This is a genomic window from Pandoraea pneumonica (assembly GCF_902459645.1).
GTDB lineage: Bacteria > Pseudomonadota > Gammaproteobacteria > Burkholderiales > Burkholderiaceae > Pandoraea > Pandoraea pneumonica.
The window spans coordinates 982635-1002161 of sequence record NZ_CABPSK010000001.1 but is presented as its reverse complement, the minus strand read 5'-3'; the positions used below and the strand labels follow the sequence as shown (position 1 = coordinate 1002161).

The window sequence follows — 19527 nt, the reverse complement described above, 5'->3', positions numbered from 1 at the left end:
CCGGTAGCCGGGCCGAAATTCGTAAGTTCGCAGGTCAATCCACAGGGAGTGTGAGATGCCAGTACAACGATGCGATGTGGCACGAAAGGTGGTGGGGGCGTTTGCGGCGGGCTTGTTATTCGCAAGCGCTGGTGCGCAGGCCGAACCATTGCAGTTGCCCACGGTGAAAGATGCCGCGCAAATGCAGTTGCTGCGCGAGGCCGATGCTCAGTACCAACGCTATGCGGATGCGCAGGAGGTGTTCTTCTACGTCGACCCGGCGAAATCGACCGAATGGCCTTGTCCGGTGTCGGCTGCGCAGTTGACGTCGCTGACCGGTGCTACCGATTACGCGGCGGGCGATGGCCCGGCAGGCTATGGGCATCGCTACAGCAACGTGAGTGTTCATCCGGTGATGGCCACGTGCAAACAGGGCAAGCTCGATGGACAGGTCGAAGTGGTCTACGAGGCGCTACGCGAGGCATGGGGCCCGGGCTATCGCGGGCGTTCTCAGCAGACAGGGCGCGTGGTCGCGCAGATGACCGACGGGAAACTGACGCACCGTCTGGAACTGCGCAAGTCGGTCGATGTGCCAGCGGACGGCGCGCCGATGCCGGTGCCAACGAAGGCGATCACCAGCAGCGCCGAAACCCCGGTTGGCAGCTTTATCAATAGCGCTACGATTCTCGTCGCCGCCGACGGCGCAAAAATCTTCTTGAAGAAGCCCGTGAAGACGGCGCACGGCATGCGCCTCGAGAAGGCGTTCTACATCGGCTCGACGTTGATTTCCGTCGATCAGGCCGACGCCAACGGCAAGCCGGACGGCCTCTCGGTCAGTTACAAAGGCGGCACCGAAACGAAAGGCTGCTTTGTCGATGGCAAGCCGGCGGATATGAAAAGTTGCGCTAAATAGTCGCGCCGCGAATGCGGCGCAGGCACGTTCAAGGTGGCTCGCATCGATACGCTATGAGCACGCCGCAACGTCTCTGGCCGCACGTCGCTCGCGTGCCGCGAACCAAAGCAGCATCAACACGGCGGCGAACAACCAAGGCAGCAGCATGCCATTGAGCGTTTGCCAGCCGAACCGTTGCAGCAGCGGACCTGCGCCGAACGAACATGCGATGCCAACAGCGAAGATGGTCATGTCGTTGGTGGCCTGTGCGCGACTTCGCTCGCCCGGCGTGTAGGTGGTGGTCAGGAGCGACGTGCCGCCGATGAACAAGAAATTCCATCCGACACCGAGCAAGACCAGCGCTAGCGCGAACGAGTTGAATCCCGTGCCGGTCCATGTCGTGAACACATGCGCTGTGAGCAGGAGCAGGCCAGTGAGCATGATGCGCAGCGTACCAAAGCGTGCGATCAACGACCCAGTGAAGAAGGACGGCAGGAACATGCCGAGCACGTGAAACTGGATCACCGTGGACGCGGTGGACAGTTCGTGGTGATGGTGCATCATCGCGATTGGCGTAGCGGTCATTGCCAGAATCATGACGCCGTACCCGGTGACTGCACCGAACAAGGCAACCAGATAGGCCGGTTGCGTCACGATTTCGGCCCACGGGCGTCCATTGGCGACATCGGGCTGGAGCGCATGCTTTTCATTGCCACGAATGGCAAGCAGTACGCCGGCCGCCGCTAGCGAAAGCAGTGCAAGGATCAGAAACGAACCGGCGTAGCGTGTCTCGAGCAGCGGGCCACCGAAGCGGGCCAACGTCGGGCCGAGCAGTGCCGCGACAATGCCGCCGCCAAGCACGAGGGAGATGGCGCGCGGGCGAAAAGCGTCGCTCGCAACCTCACTGGCAGCAAAACGGTAGAACTGTGCGAACGCCTGATAAGCACCCACCAGAAACGTCCCGAGCGAGAGCAGCGGCAACGAAGCCACATAGATGCCCGCTGCACCGACCACGCCTCCGATAGTGCCGAGTAACGCGCCGGTGACAAATCCGGCGCGGCGGCCAAACTTTGCCATCGCCGCAGACGCCGGGAACATCAGGACAGCGGTGCCGAGAAACATGGCGGCGATCGGCACGGTCGCCAGCGCCGGGTCACCGGAGATGTTTGCCGCGGCTAATGCCCCGATGGTCATTACGAGTACGGATGCCGTCTGGAAGAGCGCCTGCGCGATGGCAAGCAGTAGCACTTGCCGCTTCATCTCTCGAAGCGACGTGATGTCAGTGGTGGGCTTCATACCGTTAGGGGTTCAGTTTCAACGCCGTTGCAGTATGCGAGCGCCACGACTATTATTCAAATCAATTGTTCGCTTGGTTAATCTCAAATTTATTAATGGACAGAATTCCGATCGACGTGCGCCATCTACAGACGCTCATTGCACTGCGCGACAGCGGTAGTGTTTCGCGGGCGGCGACTTGGATGCGGCTGACACAAGGGGCGCTTTCTCACCACATCAAGGCATTGGAAGATTTCTACGGCCTGCCGTTGTTCGTGCGAAAGTCGGCGCCGGTGGTATTCACGCCAGCGGGCAGGCGGCTGTTGGAGGTCGCGGACGTGGTCGTGCCGTTGCTGAATCAGACGACCCGCGATTTGGTGCGGATGAAAGAGGGGACGACCGGCAGTCTTCGTATTGCCATCGAGTGCCACACCTGTTTTGACTGGTTGATTCCCGCGGTGGACGCGTTCCGGGCCCGGTGGCCCGAAGTGGAGATCGATCTCGTCTCGGGATACCAGTCCGATCCCGTTGGATTGCTCCACCAAGGCAAGGCGGATCTGGCACTGGTCTCATGTTCCGAGCCGGAAACGGGCATCGTGATTCAACCGCTGTTCCGGTTCAAACTCGTCGCGCTCGTTGCCAACGATCATCCGTTTGCACAGAAGGCCTACCTTGGCGCGGACGACTTCCGCGATCAGACCCTCATTACGTATCCGGTCGAAGACGACGCACTCGATATTGTTCAGTTGCTACTCAAGCCTGCGGGCATCTCGCCGCCCCGGCGCACCACCGAGTTGACTGTGGCAATTCTGATGCTCGTATCCACACTTCGCGGCATCGCGGTCCTGCCTCGGTGGGCGGTGCAGTCCTATCTGCAAAGGCAATACGTAACGGCACTGCCGATCACTTCGACGGGATTGTCCGCACAGATTTGTGCGGCGACTCGGGGCGATCAGAGTCGCACGCCCTACATTGCTGAGTTCATCTCGCTGATCAAGGAAACCAGCTCACGAACGCTGCCCGACATCGAGCTTTGCGACCCCGTTTAGTTCGTGGCCATCGCTGCCGCCGCGAGTGCTGTCGCTTGTGCCGGCAAGGCATCCTTGCGTTCGCTATACCGGTCGGTCAAATAGTCGCTGCGATCCCGTACGAGCAGCGTGAACTTGAACAGTTCTTCCATCACGTCGACCACTCGGTCGTAGTACGGCGAGGGTTTCATCCGGCCGTTCTCGTCGAATTCCAGGTACGCCTTCGCCACCGACGATTGGTTCGGAATCGTCACCATGCGCATCCACCGCCCGAGCACCCGCAGGGCATTGACCGAGTTGAACGATTGCGAGCCGCCGCAAACCTGCATCACGGCAAGCGTGCGTCCCTGTGTCGGACGAATGCCGCCCATTTCCAACGGCAGCCAGTCGATCTGATTCTTGAAGACGGCGCTTAGCGTGCCGTGCCGCTCGGGGCTGCACCACACCTGTCCCTCTGACCATTCGGAGAGCTTCCGCAACTCGACCACCTTCGGATGATCTGCCGGGACGCTGTCCGCCATCGGCAGACCATGCGGGTCGAAGACGCGGGTTTCCGCGCCGAAGTGCTGAAGAATGCGCTGCGCTTCGAGCACCAGCTTCCGGCTGTAAGACGCCTCGCGCAACGAACCATAGAGCAGAAGAATACGCGGCGCATGCGTACTGACGGTGGCGGGTTCGAGCTTGCGAAGGTCCGGCACGTCGAGTGCCGAACCGCTGACATTGGGCATTTCGGTTTTCATCGGATTCTGTTGCCTTGCGAGTCGACGATGGCTTCACCGTCTTCTTTGGTGAACGCCCCTTGCTGCGGTGACGGCAGGATGTCGAGCACGAGTTCGGAAGGGCGGCAAAGCCGCACACCCAACGGCGTGACGACGAACGGGCGGTTGATCAGGATGGGATGCGCGAGCATGGCGTCGAGCAACCGGTCGTCGCTCAGCGACGTATCGTCGAGGCCCAGTTCCGCGTATGGCGTGCCTTTTTCGCGAATGGCCTCGCGCACGGTAAGCCCGGCATCGCGAATCATTTGCTGCAAAGTGATCCGGTCGGGCGGCGTGACGAGATATTCGACGATCGTGGGTTCGATACCCGCGTTGCGAATCATGGCCAGCGTGTTACGCGACGTGCCGCAGGCTGGGTTGTGATAGATCGTGACGGTCATGGTGATTTTTACTAACTTCCGTACCAACGTTGCGAGCGATTGACGACGGCGACCACGAGGAGCATGACGGGCACCTCGATCAACACACCCACCACCGTGGCGAGTGCGGCGCCTGACTGAAAGCCGAAGAGGCTGATCGCAGTGGCGACGGCCAATTCGAAGAAATTGCTTGCACCAATCAGCGCGGACGGGCCCGCGACGCAATGGGCAACGCCCAGCCTGCGGTTGAGCCAATAAGCCAGCCCGGAATTGAGCAGCACCTGAATAAGGATCGGGACCGCCAGCAGCGCAATGATCAGCGGCTGCTCGACGATGGCGTTGCCTTGGAAGCCGAAGAGCAGGACGAGCGTGGCCAGCAACGCCATGATCGAGTACGGCCCCATTGCGCCGACGACACGCTGATACGTCGCCTCGCCGCGCGCGAGCAACGCCCTGCGAATGATCTGCGCCAGCGCCACCGGGATGACGATATAGAGACCGACCGAGGTCATCAGCGTGTCCCAGGGCACCGTAATCGACGACAGCCCGAGCAGCAGCGCAACCACCGGCGCGAAGGCCACGATCATGATGGCGTCGTTGAGGGCGACCTGCGACAGCGTGAAGTACGGATCGCCTTTACACAGTTGCGACCAGACAAAAACCATCGCGGTGCAGGGCGCAGCCGCCAGCAGAATGAGACCTGCGACGTAGCTGTCGAGCTGATCAGCGGGCAGCCACTGTGCGAACCAATGCCGCACGAAGAGCCACCCGAGCAGCGCCATCGAGAACGGCTTCACGAACCAGTTCACGAACAGCGTGACGCCGATGCCGCGCCAATGCCGAGTGACTTGTCCCATCGCGCCGAAGTCGATCTTGATGAGCATGGGAATGATCATCACCCAGATCAGCCCGCCCACCGGCAGATTGACCTGTGCCACTTCCATCGTGCCGATGGCGTGAAACATGCCGGGGAGCCACTGGCCCAACAAGATGCCCGCCACGATACACAGGGCGACCCACACGGTTAGATAGCGTTCGAAGACACCGATGGCCGCTGGCTGGGCGGCCGGTGCAGATGAAGGCAGTGTGCTCATGGCTTCGGTTGCTTCGGCAGTGTCGGCGGTTTGCAGGCGAAATCGGGCGAGCAGGCCACACCGCTGCAACAGTTTTCCGTCAGATAACCGAGCAGGCCGTTCATGGTCTCGAACTGCGCCATGTAGATGATGGAGCGACCGTCTTGGCGGCTGGCGAGCAATTCGGCGCGGTGCAATTCCTTGAGATGGAACGACAGCGACGAGGCGGGCATGTCGAGCGACTCGGCAATGCGGCCAGCGGGCAAGCCGTCGGGGCCCGCCTGCACAAGCAAGCGGAAGACCGACAGGCGAATGGGATGCGCGAGCGCAGCAAGCGCTTCAAGGGCGTTATTTGTTTCCATGTTTCGAATATAGTCGAAACATGGAAATTTGCCAACTAGGGCGCAGCGATGGGGGATTTCAGTGTGCCGCCACAGGACCACTCGCGGCATTCCGGTCAGGCTTGGTAAGCCAGATCAAGGGAATGATGAGGATAAAGATCACGCCGGAAATCCAGAAGATGTCGTCCAGCCCGAGCATGACGGCTTGCAAGTTCAGGCTGTTTTCGAGGAATGCCAGCGCCTGCGCGGGGCTAAAACCTTTGGCGGTTTGCAATGTGTCGAGGGTCGCTTGCACCGAGGGATTGCCCACGACAATCTGCTCGGTCAGACGTGCATGGTGAAGGATGGTCCGGTCGCTCCATGCGGTCGCGGTAAGCGATGTGCTGACGGCACCGCAGAACGTGCGGACAAAGTTCGACAAGCCTGCCGCCGCAGGAATTTTCTCGGGCGGCAGGCCGGAGAGCAGAATCGCCGTCAACGGCACGAAGAAGAGCGCAGTCGGAATACCCTGCAACAACGTGGGCAACACCAGCGAACGCATATCGACGCCCGTCGTGAACTGCGCCCGCATGAAAAACACACCGGCGAAGCCCAGAAAGGCCAACGTCGCGAGAATTCGCAGGTCGCTCTTCGGGATGAGGCGTCCGAGCACGGGCGTGAGCAGCACGGCGAACACGCCGAGCGGCGCGGTGGCGAGGCCAGCTTGCAGCGCAGGGTAGGCAAGGTACTGCTGCATCCATTGCGGCAACACCACAAGATTCGCGAAGAAGATGCCGTAAGCCACTGATATTGCAACGGTACCGGCAAGGAAGTTGCGGCCCTTGAACAGTCGCAAATCCACGATCGGATGGGCGTCGGTGAATTCCCAGATCAGGAAGAACGCGAAGCCGATCACGGCGACCAGACCCAGCACCACGACCACCGGCGAGTGGAACCAGTCGAGGTCCTTGCCCTTGTCGAGCATGATCTGCAACGCCGCGACCCAAGTCACCAGTAACGACAGGCCCACCACGTCGATCGGCAGCTTGCGGCGCTCGGACTCGCGGTCACGGTAGATAAACCACGTCGCCGCAGCGGCGAAAAGGCCCACTGGAATGTTGATGTAGAAGATCCACGACCACGAGTAGTTGTCGGTGATCCATCCCCCGAGCGCCGGGCCTGCGATCGGCCCGACGGTGGCCGTCATGGCCCACAGGGCGAGCGCCGTCGAGCTTTTCTGTTTGGGGTACGAGCCGAGCAGGATGGCTTGCGAGAGCGGCGTCATCGGACCAGCCACGGCTCCTTGCAGCACGCGCGCGGCGAGCAGCGTCGGCAAGTTCGGCGCAATGCCGCATAGCCACGACGAGAAGACGAACAACAGAATCGAGATCACGAAGAGGCGCACTTGCCCGACCCGTTGCGTCAGCCAGCCGGTCAGGGGAATCGACACCGCGTTAGCCGCCGCGAAGAGCGTGATGACCCAAGTACCTTCGTCGACTGAGACCCCCAAGTTGCCCGAGATTGTCGGAATGGCGACGTTGGCGATGGAGGAGTCCAGCACGTTCATGAACGTTGCCAATGCCACGGCGAAGCTGGCCAACGCCAATTTGCCGCCCTTGAGCGGGGGAAGCTCTGCGGCTGGGCGTGCTACAGGTGTCCGCCCGGGTGATGGGGTGATTGCCTTATCAATGTCTGACATGTCAGATAAATTCCGAAAAAAACTCGCGGATCAGTCGCCCGTGAATTTTTTGAGCAAGTTGAGAAACTGCTTGAACTCTTCGGCGGAGAAGCCCGCCAGACGGTGATTCAGAACGCCCGGCGCAATGTCCGGAACCTGCTCGGTGACCGCCTTGCCTGCCGGGGTCAGCGCCAGATTCACGACGCGGCGGTCGTCGGTACTGCGATGCCGGGAGATGAGGCCTTTGGTCTCCAGCTTATCGAGCATGCGGGTGGTCGAGCCGGAATCCATGGCGAGCATCTTGCTCAGTTCGAGCGGTGTTGAGATCTGCCCGAGCCCCAGCGTCAGCAAAATGCCCATCTGTGGCCCGGTAATGTCGAGCGGCTTGAGCGCCTGATCCAACTCGGCGGCCAATAGGTTGCGCGCCTTGGAAAGGTAAAACCCGACACTTTGCGTCAGATGGAAATTGTTGCGGTCGTAATGCGTCACGTGAGACCCAGTCGCCAATATTTAATTGCCTGAACAGTATTTGATAAGTCAATTAATGTCAAGAACTCGTTCGTCGAGGGCGTGGAGCCTGTCAATTCGAGTGAGTTGCAATTGCAATTGTGCGATGGCATGATGCGCTCGATTGCAAATGCAATCGTTAAAAAGGACCGATCCGATGACAATTCAGCTCTATGGTTTTTGGCGATCGAATGCGGCGTTTCGCGTTCGTGTCGCGCTTGCGCTCAAGCAACTGCCGTTCGAGGAAATTGAGGTCGATATTTTGTCGGGGCGACAGTTTGACGCGGCGTACGCACAGGTCAACACGGAGCACGTGGTGCCGACGTTGGTCGACCATGGCCATCGTATTTTTCAGTCGATGGCGATCATGGAATATCTCGACGAGACGTACCCCGAGCCGCGCTTATTGCCGTTGGATGCGAAAGACCGTGCTTATGCGCGGGCACTGGCGTTCGTGTCGATCGCCGATGCACACCCGCTGACCGTGCCGCGCGTTCGGAAGCACCTCGCGCAGGCGTTTGACGCCGACAGCGCGGCCATCGAAGCGTGGTGCCGCCATTGGGTGAGGGAAGGACTGGCGACGTATGAACGATTGCTGACCCAGCGTCCCGCAGCGCCGTTCGCGTTGGGTGACGTACCTACCGTCGCGGATATCGGTATCGCCGGACAGATTGCGCTGGCCCATGTGTACGACATGGATCTCGTCGCGTATCCGCTGGTCGCCGCGCTAGGCAAGCAGTGTTTCAAGCTGCCCGAGTTTGCGCAGGCGCATCCATTCGAACAACCGGGTTACCAGCGCGTCGGTATTTGATTTGTCGTCAGAAGCGCCCAAAGCACACGAAAAAGCACTCTAGTGCTGGCCGGGACTGGCGAAGCCCGGACGACCGATTTGATTCGGCATCTGCGGGACACGCCGGAAACGCGACGTGTCATAGCCCATCGCGCCGAAGCGCGCGAGTAGCGCTTGGTATGTCGCGTCATCCATGACGGGGTCGCGCGAAAAGATCCAACCCAGTGATTTGTCGGGATAGCCGAGAAGGGTGTAGCGGTAATCCGGGTCGACGTACAGCGTGAGCTGGGAGACGTAGATCGGCCAGAAGAGCCGCACTCGCCAGTGCCCGCCGCCGCTACCCGGCACTACCGTATCGATAAACTCGTAATGGCGCTCGTCCTGATCGAAGCCGCCCTTGCGACCGTAGAAATGGTCGTCGATGCGACCGTCTTCGCGCAGTACCCATTCGGCACGGCTGCCGACGTAGTCGCGTTCGGCAAAGTACGGAATATTGGCGATGACGTACCAGCGCCCCATATAGCGAGGCAGGTCGACCGGGACGGTCTGAAGCGGCACATCGGCACGCGGATTTTGGTTGGAGGGTGCCCCAGAGCAAGCTGCCAATTGCAGCGTTGCGATAAGGGAAACGGCCGCAACGACCGCTTTGGCTGAGAACAACGGGCGGGACATTGTGGTGGGTTTGGCCAACATACGGGCTCCGTCGACGGATCAGGGGCGCAATGTCCTCTATACGAAAAACGGGGCGCATTGGATGCAGCGCCCGACCAAAATTCGCGTTCGCCTTGCATCCAATCGCCATCGGCAGCCGTACGTTCACCGGTGCAGGGCATGAGATGCCTTCGGCACATCCCTCAATCCGAATGGCGAAGGGAGAGGCCATATGCCGGGTGCTTTGTTCAGCAGGGCGATTCTGGTGAGCACGCTGGGTGCGGCGCTTGGCGCATGCAGTCCTGCGCACCTCGTGAACGCGTGGACACCGCGTTCCACCTATCAGGTGACGACGGGCGTTAAGTATGGAGACGTTGCCCGGCAACAGCTCGACGTCTACGTCCCGACAAAACCGGCCATCGGCCACGCGAGTCGTCCCGTGGTGGTGTTTTTCTACGGCGGAAGCTGGCAGAGCGGCGAGCGCGATGACTATCGCTTTGTGGGTGAGGCGCTTGCTTCACGCGGATATCTCGTCGTGGTGCCGGATTACCGGACGTATCCCGAAGTGGTGTTTCCAACATTCATGGACGATGCAGCGCTCGCTGTGCATTGGGCGCGTGACCATGCCCAAGCGTTTGGCGGCGATCCGAGCCGTTTGATTCTGATGGGACATTCGGCTGGCGCGCAGATCGTGGCGTTACTGGCCACAGACCCTCGATATCTGTGTGCCGTTGCAGTTGATCCGGGCGAGATTGCCGGTGTGATCGGGCTTGCCGGGCCGTACGACTTTCTGCCGCTGCAAAGTGATGTATTGCGACGAATATTCCCGCAGGCCGTGCGCGACGAGAGTCAACCGATCCGGTTTGTGTCCGGACACGAGCCGCCAATGTGGTTAGGCGTTGGGACGCGTGACACTTTGGTCGATCCCGGCAATACCTTTCGCTTTGCAGACCGGATACGCGACATGGGCGGCAACGTGCAGGTGCGCCGATATGGCGTCGGGCACCTGCTGTTGCTTGGGGCGCTCGGCTTGCCGCTCAGGAAGTTCACGACCGTGTTGGACGATATCGCCGCGTTCGTGAGTGCTATCCCCCCGAGTGTTAGGCGCTCACAGCCACCGGCTCGGTGGAGAAACGCTCACGCAGTTCGTCCAGTCCGAGCGATGCCAGCACTTCTTCCAGACGCTCGGCGGGACGGCGACGGGGCAAGTTCTTGTATTGCGCGATGATCAACTCGTTTTTCATCGAATGTTCCCAGCCCACCAACTCGGTGACGGTCACGTGATAGCCGTGCGCCTCCAGTTGCAGGCAGCGCAGCACATTGGTGATCTGGCTGCCGAACTCGCGCGTATGCAGCGGGTGACGCCAGATTTCGGTCAGCGCGTTGCCCGCCAATTGCTTGCCTTTGTGCTTGCGCAGGACACCCGCCACTTCGGCCTGGCAGCACGGGACCAGCACGATATGGCGGGCTTGCTTGGCGAGGGCAAAGCGGATGGCATCGTCCGTGGCGGTATTACACGCGTGCAGTGCGGTCACGACGTCGATGGTCGACGGCAGCGCGGGCGAAGTGATCGAATCCGCCACCGACAAATTGAGGAACGACATGCCCGAGAAGCCCAGCCGAGCGGCCAATGCTTGTGAGGTCTTGACCAGTTCCTCGCGGGTTTCGATGCCGTAGATGTGCGAATCGTCCGCCAGCGCTTTGAAGAACAAGTCGTAGAGGATGAAGCCGAGATACGACTTACCCGCACCGTGGTCGGCCAGCGTCACGCGGCCCTTTTCGGTTTTGACTTCTTGGAGCAATGGCTCGATGAACTGGAACAGGTGATACACCTGCTTGAGCTTGCGCCGGCTGTCTTGATTCATCTTGCCGTCGCGCGTCAGGATATGCAGTTCCTTGAGCAGCTCGATCGACTGGCCGGGGCGGATTTCGTGGGTATTCGACATGGGCGGGCGGTATAAGCGGCGGGACGTCTGGCGTCCCGCAAACCGCTAGTTTACCGAAAATAGCGCTCGGGCCTGCGAGCGCACCAAATTCGACCGATATGGCGGTTGATAAACCGGCCAGTCTGAGCGCTCGATTTGTGACCACAAACGATCAGGTCACGGTATTGCCCGACAGGGCAACGGCATTGCCCCAACCCCTAGTAGTCAGTTGCGCTGAAGTATCCGAATCTTTCATGGCTGCGTGACGAGCGCGGAGCGCGGCATTCCCGACGCATGACGGACTAACGGCTTTAAGGGCAAAACGATGACAATTTCACGCAGAGACTTTCATCGAGCGAGCATGGCAATGGTCGCTGGCATTGCGACCGCAGGTAGTGTCTCCGACGCCACGGCCGAGAACGCCGACGCGGGATCAACGCCACTGACGATCGGGGCGGGCAGTGCGATGCAGCCCCTTGGCGGTCAGCCGCCCGCGGGCGCGTCCGCATCGATCAAAGACTTCGACTACCAGATCAAGTACCAGCGCGCGTTTGAAGCGGTGCTCTGGAACATGCCCGCGATCGCCATCTACAGCTTCCGGCGGGCAGCCTTCGATAATCTGGGCGTCAAAGACAACGACATCATTTCGTACTCCGCGCCCGCCACGCCGAAGCTCGAAGCCATTACGGCGAATAGCACCACGCCCTACATCACGGCCTTTACCGATCTGAGAAAGGGGCCTGTCGTGTTGGAGGTGCCTGCCGCCGGGGCCGAGGGGAGCGTTTACGGTCAAGTGGTCGACGCTTGGCAATTCACGATTGCAGACGTCGGGCCGTCGGGGCTGGACAAAGGCAAAGGGGCGAAATTTCTCTTCACGGCTCCCGGCTACAAGGGCACCGTTCCCAAGGGCTATCTCCACGTTGCCTCGCCCAATTTCAGAATCGCATTAGCGTTCCGCTCAGTGCCAGCGCCGGGCAAGAGCGCAACTGACGCCTATCGCTACGCACAGCGGCTGCGCATGTATTACTTGTCGGAAGCCGCCAACCCGCCGAAGCAGCGCTTCATCAATCCTATTGCCGAGCGCTACCCGACGTTACCGTTCTTCGACGAACGCCACTTCGACGACATGCACGCCATCATGAGCGTCGAGCCCGTCAACGCGCACGACAAGGTCATGATGGGCATGCTGACCTCGCTCGGCATTCAGAAGGGCAAGCCGTTTGCGCCGGACGACGTCACGAAGAAGGCCATGCGGCAAGCGGCAATCGACGCGTGGTTCTATCTGCAATATTGGTTCGACCACTTTCCGAAGGAGAAGCTGTTTTGGCCCGACCGGCACTACGCCTCACTGCTCCTGGCCGATGACAACAAGCGGTTCACCTTCGTTTATGACGACCGGATCGATCTGATCAATCGCGCCGCCGAATATTTCTGGTGCACCTACATGCCGCAAGTGCTGGGCCCCGACCCTGCCACGCAGTATCTGATGGCGCTGGCGGACAGCAACGGCAAACTCCTCGAGGCGGGAAAAACGTACAAGCTCGACGTGCCCGCGCAAATGCCTGTAAAGCAGTTCTGGGCGCTCACCGTCTATGACCGGGCAACCAACGCGTTCATCTACAGCGAGTCCAACCGGACGACGCTCTCGTCCTACGATCTCCCCAAGATGACGAAAAATGCCGACGGCGGCGTGACGATATATGTCGGCCCCAAGGCGCCGTCCGGGCTGGAGTCGAACTGGATTCCGACATCGGGCAGACGCCCGATGCCGGCGATGCGACTTTATGGGCCGACCGAGGCGCTGAACACGAAGGCGTTCAAGCTCAACGATTTTCAACTGGTGTAAAGCGTTTCGACTTCGACGAGGTGAACAAATGAATCCGAATAAGCTCCGAATGTCGCATCTGTGGGGCTGCGTCATGTCTGCGTTTGTGGCGAGCGCGGCGACCTACGGTGGTAGCGCTTTGGCACAGAGCCAGCTCTCGCAGACGTTGGAATCGAGCCGTGACGCGCTGGCGAGCGCCCCGTTTGCGGGCGACTTCCCCACGGCTGAATCGGCGAAGGCACTTAGCGAAGAGTTGTTTTATCAGCGCGCGGTGCAGGTCTACCTATGGTCGCTGCCTGCCGTGAACTTGTATGCCATGAAGGAGGGGTCGGAGAAGACATACGGCGCCGGATACAACGTGCTGCCGGTGTGGAAGCAGCGGCTCAACGCCAAGACGAAGGTGACCACGCCGAATTCCGATTGCCTCTATGCGATGGGGTACGTGAACGTGGCGAAGGACGGCCCGATTGTCGTGGAGGTTCCGCCCAAGACGCAGGGCATTCTTGACGACTTTTTCCAGCGTCCGCTGACCGGCCCGACCATCGCTGGCAAAGCGTACAGCGGCGATTTCGGTTTCGTCGGACCTGATGGCGGCAAGGGCGGCAAATATCTCATCGTGCCGTGGGACTACAAGGGACCGACGCCGAAGGGTTACTACCTCTATCGGACGCGCACAGACAACGTGCTCGTCTTCTTCCGAGTTTTCTTCTCCGACCCGAAGGACTTGAAGCCAGCCAACGACCTGGTTGCCGCCGCGCGCATTTACCCGTATGGCAAACGGGAGACCGCCACGGCGATGAAATTCCCCAACGGCTCGACCGACCCGGCCGACATGTTGTTCGCGCATGACGGTGCGTACTTCGACATGCTGGCGCGCTTTGTCGAGCAGGAGCGTGTCGACCCGGCAGACATGGATTGGCGCGGCATGATGGCGGCGATCGGCATTCAGAAGGGCAAGCCGTTCCAGCCGACGGCGCGGCAACGGGAACTGCTGGACAAGGCGGCCCGCACGGCGTTCAAGATGAGTAAGACGGAGATTTGGGATGGTCTGAGCACGCAGCCGGGCGGGCGCTACTATCCGGACCGACAGTGGGAGAACGTGTTTGCGGGCCAGAATCCGAACTTTCAGGCGAGCGGCACGTTCACGAACCTGATTCAGCGCAATGCCTACTTCACGACGGCTTATGCGGCCAGCCCGGGCATGGTGGTGGACATGGTCGAGAAGGGCGCCAAGTATCCGTCGACGTGGCGTGACTCGGACGGCAATTACTTGCAAGGCGGCGCGACGTATCAACTGCACTTGCCGCCCAACGTGCCCGCCGCCAACTTCTGGTCGGTGACGGTCTATGACCCGATTACGGCGTCCGGACTGGACAACGGGCATCCATTGCCGTCCCTCAATTCGATGGATAAGCCCGCGCCGAATGCCGACGGCTCATACGACATCTTCTTTGGCCCCAAGGCACCCGCCGGGAAGGAAGCCAACTGGGTGCCGACCGTGCCCGACAAGGGCTACTTCATCATCCTGCGACTGTATAGCCCGAAGCAGGCGTTCTTCGATAAAACGTGGAAGCCTGACGACGTCAAGCGCATCTCGCAATAGTGAGGAGCGTCTCAACGCCCAGCGGGCATTGAGACGCTTAGCCGAGTCAAACGGAACCCATCAGAACCGATGCCGGATGCCCAGACGCACCAACGTCTGGCTTCCGGTCGTCGATGGCGACGACTGGTTGTTGATCGACGCCACGGCGGGAAAATTGCGTGAATCCGTGCCGGACGCCTGTTGATAGATGCCGATGACATACACATCGGTGCGGGTCGACAGCAGGTAATCGGCTCCGGCCTGGACTTGCCGATAGATCGCCCCGTTGTTGGTGCCCGTGGCGCTCGCGACGCGACTTCCCGACGTATAGGTGTAGGCCAGCCCGAACGACAGGGCAGGTGTCAGCACATAGCGCAGATTTGCCTCTACAAGATTGAAATAGGCGCTGCCGCTATATTTGGCCGGGTTCGGTCCGTTGACCGCACTGCCCAAGCCGTCGAAGCCGACGTTGGCATAGACGAGGCCGAAGGTGGCAGGTCCGAACGTATAGCGTCCACCGGCGGAAAAGACCTGATACGAATTCGCCGACAGGTAGCCGCTATAGATCGGGTAACTGCTATTCGCAACCGTCGCCGATGGCGTGCCGGTGGTGGCATTGCCGAAGAACGCCACGTTCGGATTGCGCACATTCAAATAGCCGACGGCCAACGCCACTGGGCCACCGTCGTACCCTGCGCCGAGTGACCACACCTGATTGCGCGCAAGGCTGCCCGGCACGCCCCCGAAGCTGTACATTGCACCGAACGATGCGCCGTTGAACGAGCGGCTGCGGAACTTGACCGCGTTGTTCGTGCGCACCGTGTTGTTCAGGTTATCTAAATCGCCCGGATGGGCGCCGATATTGCCCGCCCACTGATTCCCTGACTCGAGCGGGCCGACGAAATCTGCGCCGCTGTCGTTTTGTCGGCCGATGGTCAGCGTGCCGAAGCTGTTCTGCAAGCCCACGTAAGCCTGCCGTCCGAACAGCAACCCGCCTTGACTCGCCTTGCCCGACGAGAGATCGAAGCCGTTCTCCAGCATGAAGACGGCGCTCAGGCCGCCACCGAGGTCTTCCGAGCCGCGCATGCCCCAGCGGCTGCCTTGCATCACACCGCTTTGCACCGCCACCGAGCGGGCGCCACCGGCATTGCTGTTGTAATTCACCCCCTCGTCGAGGATGCCGTAAAGGGTAACGTTCGACTGTGCACGAGCATTGGACGCGAGCGCGAGCGTTGCCGCGAGCGTCAGCATGACGGTTTTTTTCATGATTGTTGTTGTGGGTGTGCCGGGGCGTTCGACGCGTTCACCGAAGTGGCCAATGCTCCCTTGCGGGTCATGTAGAGCATGCAGGTGACGGCGGTAATTGCCAGAAACAGCAGCGGCGTCATCGCGGTGGAATAGCTGCCCGTGTGCTGTTTGATCTGCGCGACGGCGTTCACCATCAGCCCGCCGCCAACCAGATTGGCCGTGGCGTTGATACCGGCCAGCCCTGCGGCCATGGTGCCCGGCGACAAGATTTGCGCAGACATCGCCCAGAACGGCCCTTTGAACGAATAGGCGCCAACCAAACAGCACGTCAGGCAAACCAGCACCAGTGCCAGCGACGACGGGCCGAAGCTGATCACGGCAAAACCGGCGGCCGTCAGGAGCAATGGCACAGCGGTATGCATTCGGCGCTCGCCGGTCTTGTCCGAGTGGCGCGACCACAGCACCATTGCCACGATCGTGATGGCGTAAGGCACCGAGTTGATGAAGCCCGTTTCTGCATTGGTCAGGCCGAACGACTTCAGAAACTGGGGTTGCCATACGGCGAGCACGCTGCTGGTGGCGGAGGCTACGGAGGCCAGCAGCGCCATCATCATGAAGTACCGGTTGCGCAGTAGCGCCCAGAACCCGATGTGACCCACGGCGCTGGTCTGCGCACGCTCGCGGGCCAGCGTGGTTTCCAGCCACTCGCGCTCTTCGGTCGTGAGGAAACGAGCCTTCGATGGGCGATCCACCAACACATACAACGCGGCAATACCGAGCAGAATGGCCGGAATACCCTCGATCAAGAACAGCCATTGCCAGCCGCGCAGGTCCCCGATGCCGTGCATCTTGAGCAGCGCCACCGATAACGGGCCGCTGATCAGGCTGGCCATCGCGTTCGCCGTCGTGAGAATGCCGAGCACGCGGGCACGGTAGACCTTCGGCATCCAATACGTCAGATAAAGGATGGCGCCGGGGAAGAAGCCCGCTTCGGCCAAGCCCAGCAAGAACCGCATCGAATACAGGGAATACGGCCCCGTGACGAATGCCATCAGCGACGAGATGATGCCCCACGTGATCATGATGCGGGCGATCCAGCGCCGAGCGCCGACGCGCTCAAGCGCCAAATTGCTCGGCACTTCGGCAATGAAATACGCGAAGAAATACAGGCTCGCGGCAAAACCGAACATGGCGTGCGACAAGCCCAGATCGGCATTCATCTGCAAGGCGGCGAAACCGATGTTCACGCGGTCGAGCAGCGCCATGAAATACGACAGCATCAAAAACGGCACTAGGCGCCAAATCACCTTGCGCATCGTCGTCCGCTCGATAGCGGCGACTTGAGAGTTCGCTTGCATTGTCTCCTCCAACTTGTTGTTTTCGCGGCCGACGCGTCAAGGCGTCGTCTCGCGGACAGCCTTAAACTTCGACGCGTAACGCGCGCGGATCTTTCTGCGCAAGGCGCGACAGCAGGCCCTCGACTTCGGCCATCGCGGCCGGTGTCAATTGGCTCGCGGGACGCCGTTGCGTGGCGTGCGAGAGCAGGCCGCGACGGGCAAGCACGTATTTGCGCACCGCCAATCCGACACCTGGCTGTTGCTCGTAGCGCAGCAGCGGCAGGTGCGCGTCGAACAGGTCGTGCATCTCGTCGCGGCGACCCTCGGTATGCAGGCGGACGGTGTCGCACAACATGTCGGGAAATGCGTAACCGGTGTTCGCGCCGTCGGCCCCGCGTTCGAGTTCGTGATTGAGAAAGAGGCCGCCGTTTCCGCAAAGGATCGCAATATGGCGCATCTCACCGGTGGCGACAAGGCGGCGCAGGGCGCTGATCTTCTCCAGCCCCGGCCAATCTTCGTGCTTGAGCATCACGCACGACGGCAGCGTGGTCACGATGCGGCGAATGACGTCTACCGACATCTGCACGGAAAACGTCAGCGGATAGTCTTGCAGGATGAATGGGACATCGTCGCCGATGGCTTCGACGGCTTGCCGGTAATACGTGACGATCTGGTCGTCGGTGCGCAGCGTGTTCGGTGGAGCGATCATCACGCCGGCCGCGCCGAGTGCCATAACGTCGTGGGTCAGGGCGCGCATGGCGGCGAAGCCCGGCGCAGACACCCCGACCACGACAGGCATGCCATGGCTGCGGGCCACCGCACGTGAAGCGACTTGCAGTGCTTCGGCGGCGTCGAGCTTGGCGGCCTCACCGAGCTGGCCAAGTACGGTTACGCCGGTGCAGCCCGACGCGTGATAGAAGTCCATCAACCGATCCAGCGACGCGTAGTCGATGGCACCGTCCTCGAAGAACGGCGTAGGCGCGATGGGAAAGACGCCCTTGGCGTCGGCATTCAACAACATGGCGTCTCCTTAATAGCGCAGGGCGGAACCGGCGACCCAGCCCGGCAATTGGTCGATGCGCGCGGGCGCGGACAATTCGTAATAGCGGGCACCTTGCGGGCCGACGCCGACGACCGCGTGGCGGCTCATCGGGCGGAAGTAGACCAACTGTCCCGGCTCGGCATGGACCACGTCGTCTTCGATTTGGACCGACACCGTTCCATCGATCACCAGCAACATTTGCTCGTGCGGGTGGTGATGTAGGCGGCCATCGAAGACAGTGGCTGGCGAGGTCTCGACCCACATGGCCGACATTTGCTCGCCGCAGACGGTTTTGCGCGACATGCCGGGGCGCGGCGCGCTGCCTTGCGGCAGGTCATCCCATTGAATCAACATAATTTGGAGGTCTCCCGCGCTCAGATGCTGGCGATCAAGCCGCCATCGACACGAAGCGTCGTGCCCGTGATGTAGGCAGCGCGTTGACTGGCGAGAAACAGCACGGCGTCGGCGTATTCCTCCGGCAAGCCGTAGCGGCCTACCGGAATCGCTCCCGTGCTTTCGGTGCGTACGCTTTCGATTGGGCGGTTTTCCCGAGCGGCTTTTTGTTCGTCGAGGAACTGGATGCGGTCGGTTGCCACGCGTCCCGGCAGCACGATATTGGCCGTCACGCCGTCGACGCCGACTTCTCGGGCAAGCGTCTTCGACCAGCCGACCAGCGAGAGGCGCAACGTATTGGAGATGCCCAAGTTCGGGATTGGTGCAATGACACCGGACGACGTGCTGGTGACGATGCGGCCCCATCGGCGCGAGCGCATGCCGGGCAACACGGCGTCGGTGATGCCGATGACCGACAGCACCATCGATTGAAAATATTGCTGCCACGCCTCGCGCGACTGACCGTGTGCAGGGGTGGGCGGCGGCCCGCCGGTGTTGTTGATCAGAATGTCGACGGGGCCAAGTCGTGCGGCGATCGTCTCCAACCGCGCCGTCGTGATCGACGGGTCGGACAAGTCCCATTGCAACGGCAGTGCGGTGCCGCCGCCGGACACAATCGACGCTGCGGTGCGATCGGCCGCTGCCGGGTCGAGATCTGCCACCGCCACGCGAACGCCTTCACTGGCGAGTGCCCGAGCGACGGCAGAACCGAGTCCGCCGCCGCCCCCTAGCACCAATGCCGTTTTGCCTTGAATTCCCAAATCCATACGCTGTTGTCCCTCTGTGTTGATGCGCATTGCTTGCGCTTAGAGCGAACATTAGCGACACTTCCGACATCCGTAAA

At 61.0% G+C, this 19527-nt stretch carries 19 protein-coding genes and 1 pseudogene; 6 read left to right on the top strand and 14 right to left on the bottom strand.

Going from position 1 to position 19527, the window contains the following annotated elements:
- Positions 1-55: 55 nt before the first annotated feature.
- Positions 56-892 (top strand): hypothetical protein, encoded by an 837-nt coding sequence (locus tag PPN31114_RS04450; RefSeq protein WP_150678252.1) that lies wholly within the window; start codon positions 56-58, stop codon positions 890-892.
- A 51-nt stretch (positions 893-943) separates the two neighbouring features.
- Here the strand turns inward: PPN31114_RS04450 and PPN31114_RS04445 are convergent, their stop codons facing one another.
- The gene (locus PPN31114_RS04445) at positions 944-2167 is read right to left on the bottom strand and encodes an MFS transporter (protein WP_217426917.1); all 1224 of its coding nucleotides are present in this window, start codon (positions 2165-2167) and stop codon (positions 944-946) included.
- 95 nt (positions 2168-2262) lie between these two features.
- On the opposite strand from PPN31114_RS04445, the gene PPN31114_RS04440 reads away from it, so the two are divergent.
- Complete coding sequence (locus tag PPN31114_RS04440; protein ID WP_150678251.1) at positions 2263-3195, top strand: LysR family transcriptional regulator; 933 nt, start codon at positions 2263-2265, stop codon at positions 3193-3195.
- Here PPN31114_RS04440 and arsH read toward each other — a convergent pair.
- The 6 genes from arsH to PPN31114_RS04410 are packed head-to-tail and all read right to left on the bottom strand — an operon-like array spanning position 3192 to position 7872.
- Positions 3192-3914, bottom strand: a complete 723-nt coding sequence (gene arsH, locus PPN31114_RS04435) for an arsenical resistance protein ArsH (RefSeq protein ID WP_150678250.1) — start codon at positions 3912-3914, stop codon at positions 3192-3194. The genes PPN31114_RS04440 and arsH overlap by 4 nt on opposite strands.
- Positions 3911-4333: an arsenate reductase (glutaredoxin) gene (arsC, locus tag PPN31114_RS04430; RefSeq protein WP_150678249.1), complete on the bottom strand. Its 423-nt coding sequence runs from the start codon at positions 4331-4333 to the stop codon at positions 3911-3913. The genes arsH and arsC overlap by 4 nt, the downstream gene beginning before the upstream one ends.
- 11 nt (positions 4334-4344) lie before the next feature.
- Positions 4345-5406 carry an ACR3 family arsenite efflux transporter gene (arsB, locus tag PPN31114_RS04425; protein ID WP_150678248.1) on the bottom strand — a complete coding sequence of 354 codons (1062 nt, stop codon included), beginning with the start codon at positions 5404-5406 and terminating at the stop codon, positions 4345-4347.
- Positions 5403-5747 carry an ArsR/SmtB family transcription factor gene (locus PPN31114_RS04420; protein ID WP_150678247.1) on the bottom strand — a complete coding sequence of 115 codons (345 nt, stop codon included), beginning with the start codon at positions 5745-5747 and terminating at the stop codon, positions 5403-5405. The genes arsB and PPN31114_RS04420 overlap by 4 nt, the downstream gene beginning before the upstream one ends.
- Before the next feature lie 58 nt (positions 5748-5805).
- Entirely contained in the window at positions 5806-7404 is a 1599-nt protein-coding gene (locus PPN31114_RS04415) for a DHA2 family efflux MFS transporter permease subunit (protein ID WP_150678246.1), read from the bottom strand.
- Between the two features lie 30 nt (positions 7405-7434).
- Positions 7435-7872 carry a MarR family winged helix-turn-helix transcriptional regulator gene (locus PPN31114_RS04410; protein ID WP_150678245.1) on the bottom strand — a complete coding sequence of 146 codons (438 nt, stop codon included), beginning with the start codon at positions 7870-7872 and terminating at the stop codon, positions 7435-7437.
- Between the two features lie 175 nt (positions 7873-8047).
- On the opposite strand from PPN31114_RS04410, the gene maiA reads away from it, so the two are divergent.
- A complete protein-coding gene (gene maiA / locus PPN31114_RS04405; protein ID WP_174987664.1) occupies positions 8048-8701 on the top strand; it encodes a maleylacetoacetate isomerase in 654 nt (217 codons plus the stop codon).
- A gap of 39 nt (positions 8702-8740) precedes the next feature.
- Here maiA and PPN31114_RS04400 read toward each other — a convergent pair whose 3' ends face one another.
- The gene (locus tag PPN31114_RS04400) at positions 8741-9352 is read right to left on the bottom strand and encodes a lipocalin family protein (RefSeq protein WP_150679150.1); all 612 of its coding nucleotides are present in this window, start codon (positions 9350-9352) and stop codon (positions 8741-8743) included.
- Between the two features lie 211 nt (positions 9353-9563).
- On the opposite strand from PPN31114_RS04400, the pseudogene PPN31114_RS04395 reads away from it, so the two are divergent.
- Positions 9564-10424, top strand: a pseudogene (locus PPN31114_RS04395) (alpha/beta hydrolase); the annotation flags it as partial.
- A 7-nt stretch (positions 10425-10431) separates the two neighbouring features.
- Here PPN31114_RS04395 and PPN31114_RS04390 read toward each other — a convergent pair.
- Positions 10432-11277, bottom strand: coding sequence for a class I SAM-dependent methyltransferase (locus PPN31114_RS04390; RefSeq protein WP_150678243.1), 846 nt, complete (start codon positions 11275-11277; stop codon positions 10432-10434).
- 340 nt (positions 11278-11617) lie between these two features.
- Between PPN31114_RS04390 and PPN31114_RS04385 the strand changes: the two genes are divergently transcribed.
- Both PPN31114_RS04385 and PPN31114_RS04380 read left to right on the top strand, forming a co-directional pair.
- Positions 11618-13102: a DUF1254 domain-containing protein gene (locus PPN31114_RS04385; RefSeq protein WP_217426916.1), complete on the top strand. Its 1485-nt coding sequence runs from the start codon at positions 11618-11620 to the stop codon at positions 13100-13102.
- 28 nt (positions 13103-13130) lie between these two features.
- Positions 13131-14684, top strand: coding sequence for a DUF1254 domain-containing protein (locus PPN31114_RS04380; protein WP_150678241.1), 1554 nt, complete (start codon positions 13131-13133; stop codon positions 14682-14684).
- A gap of 60 nt (positions 14685-14744) precedes the next feature.
- Here the strand turns inward: PPN31114_RS04380 and PPN31114_RS04375 are convergent, their stop codons facing one another.
- The 5 genes from PPN31114_RS04375 to PPN31114_RS04355 all read right to left on the bottom strand — a co-directional run bounded on the left by PPN31114_RS04375 (position 14745) and on the right by PPN31114_RS04355 (position 19450).
- Positions 14745-15929: a porin gene (locus PPN31114_RS04375; RefSeq protein ID WP_150678240.1), complete on the bottom strand. Its 1185-nt coding sequence runs from the start codon at positions 15927-15929 to the stop codon at positions 14745-14747.
- Positions 15926-17269, bottom strand: coding sequence for an MFS transporter (locus PPN31114_RS04370; protein ID WP_217426915.1), 1344 nt, complete (start codon positions 17267-17269; stop codon positions 15926-15928). Before PPN31114_RS04370 ends, PPN31114_RS04375 begins: the two co-directional genes overlap by 4 nt.
- A gap of 61 nt (positions 17270-17330) precedes the next feature.
- Positions 17331-18269, bottom strand: a complete 939-nt coding sequence (locus PPN31114_RS04365; protein ID WP_150678239.1) for a dihydrodipicolinate synthase family protein — start codon at positions 18267-18269, stop codon at positions 17331-17333.
- Between the two features lie 9 nt (positions 18270-18278).
- Entirely contained in the window at positions 18279-18644 is a 366-nt protein-coding gene (locus tag PPN31114_RS04360) for a cupin domain-containing protein (protein WP_246182392.1), read from the bottom strand.
- Positions 18645-18664: 20 nt separating this feature from the next.
- A complete protein-coding gene (locus PPN31114_RS04355; RefSeq protein WP_150678238.1) occupies positions 18665-19450 on the bottom strand; it encodes an SDR family oxidoreductase in 786 nt (261 codons plus the stop codon).
- Positions 19451-19527: the final 77 nt, after the last annotated feature.

Excerpts from the sequence above, each read along its gene's own strand:
- PPN31114_RS04420 (WP_150678247.1), bottom strand. The coding sequence starts at position 5,747 with ATGGAAACAAATAACGCCCTTGAAGCGCTTGCTGCGCTCGCGCATCCC.
- PPN31114_RS04400 (WP_150679150.1), bottom strand. The coding sequence starts at position 9,352 with ATGTCCCGCCCGTTGTTCTCAGCCAAAGCGGTCGTTGCGGCCGTTTCC.
- maiA (WP_174987664.1), top strand. The coding sequence starts at position 8,048 with ATGACAATTCAGCTCTATGGTTTTTGGCGATCGAATGCGGCGTTTCGC.
- PPN31114_RS04360 (WP_246182392.1), bottom strand. The coding sequence starts at position 18,644 with ATGTTGATTCAATGGGATGACCTGCCGCAAGGCAGCGCGCCGCGCCCC.
- arsH (WP_150678250.1), bottom strand. The coding sequence starts at position 3,914 with ATGAAAACCGAAATGCCCAATGTCAGCGGTTCGGCACTCGACGTGCCG.
- PPN31114_RS04445 (WP_217426917.1), bottom strand. The coding sequence starts at position 2,167 with ATGAAGCCCACCACTGACATCACGTCGCTTCGAGAGATGAAGCGGCAA.
- PPN31114_RS04365 (WP_150678239.1), bottom strand. The coding sequence starts at position 18,269 with ATGTTGTTGAATGCCGACGCCAAGGGCGTCTTTCCCATCGCGCCTACG.
- PPN31114_RS04355 (WP_150678238.1), bottom strand. The coding sequence starts at position 19,450 with ATGGATTTGGGAATTCAAGGCAAAACGGCATTGGTGCTAGGGGGCGGC.
- PPN31114_RS04450 (WP_150678252.1), top strand. The coding sequence starts at position 56 with ATGCCAGTACAACGATGCGATGTGGCACGAAAGGTGGTGGGGGCGTTT.
- PPN31114_RS04380 (WP_150678241.1), top strand. The coding sequence starts at position 13,131 with ATGAATCCGAATAAGCTCCGAATGTCGCATCTGTGGGGCTGCGTCATG.
- PPN31114_RS04390 (WP_150678243.1), bottom strand. The coding sequence starts at position 11,277 with ATGTCGAATACCCACGAAATCCGCCCCGGCCAGTCGATCGAGCTGCTC.
- PPN31114_RS04440 (WP_150678251.1), top strand. The coding sequence starts at position 2,263 with ATGGACAGAATTCCGATCGACGTGCGCCATCTACAGACGCTCATTGCA.
- arsC (WP_150678249.1), bottom strand. The coding sequence starts at position 4,333 with ATGACCGTCACGATCTATCACAACCCAGCCTGCGGCACGTCGCGTAAC.
- PPN31114_RS04385 (WP_217426916.1), top strand. The coding sequence starts at position 11,618 with ATGGCAATGGTCGCTGGCATTGCGACCGCAGGTAGTGTCTCCGACGCC.
- PPN31114_RS04375 (WP_150678240.1), bottom strand. The coding sequence starts at position 15,929 with ATGAAAAAAACCGTCATGCTGACGCTCGCGGCAACGCTCGCGCTCGCG.
- PPN31114_RS04415 (WP_150678246.1), bottom strand. The coding sequence starts at position 7,404 with ATGTCAGACATTGATAAGGCAATCACCCCATCACCCGGGCGGACACCT.
- arsB (WP_150678248.1), bottom strand. The coding sequence starts at position 5,406 with ATGAGCACACTGCCTTCATCTGCACCGGCCGCCCAGCCAGCGGCCATC.
- PPN31114_RS04370 (WP_217426915.1), bottom strand. The coding sequence starts at position 17,269 with ATGCAAGCGAACTCTCAAGTCGCCGCTATCGAGCGGACGACGATGCGC.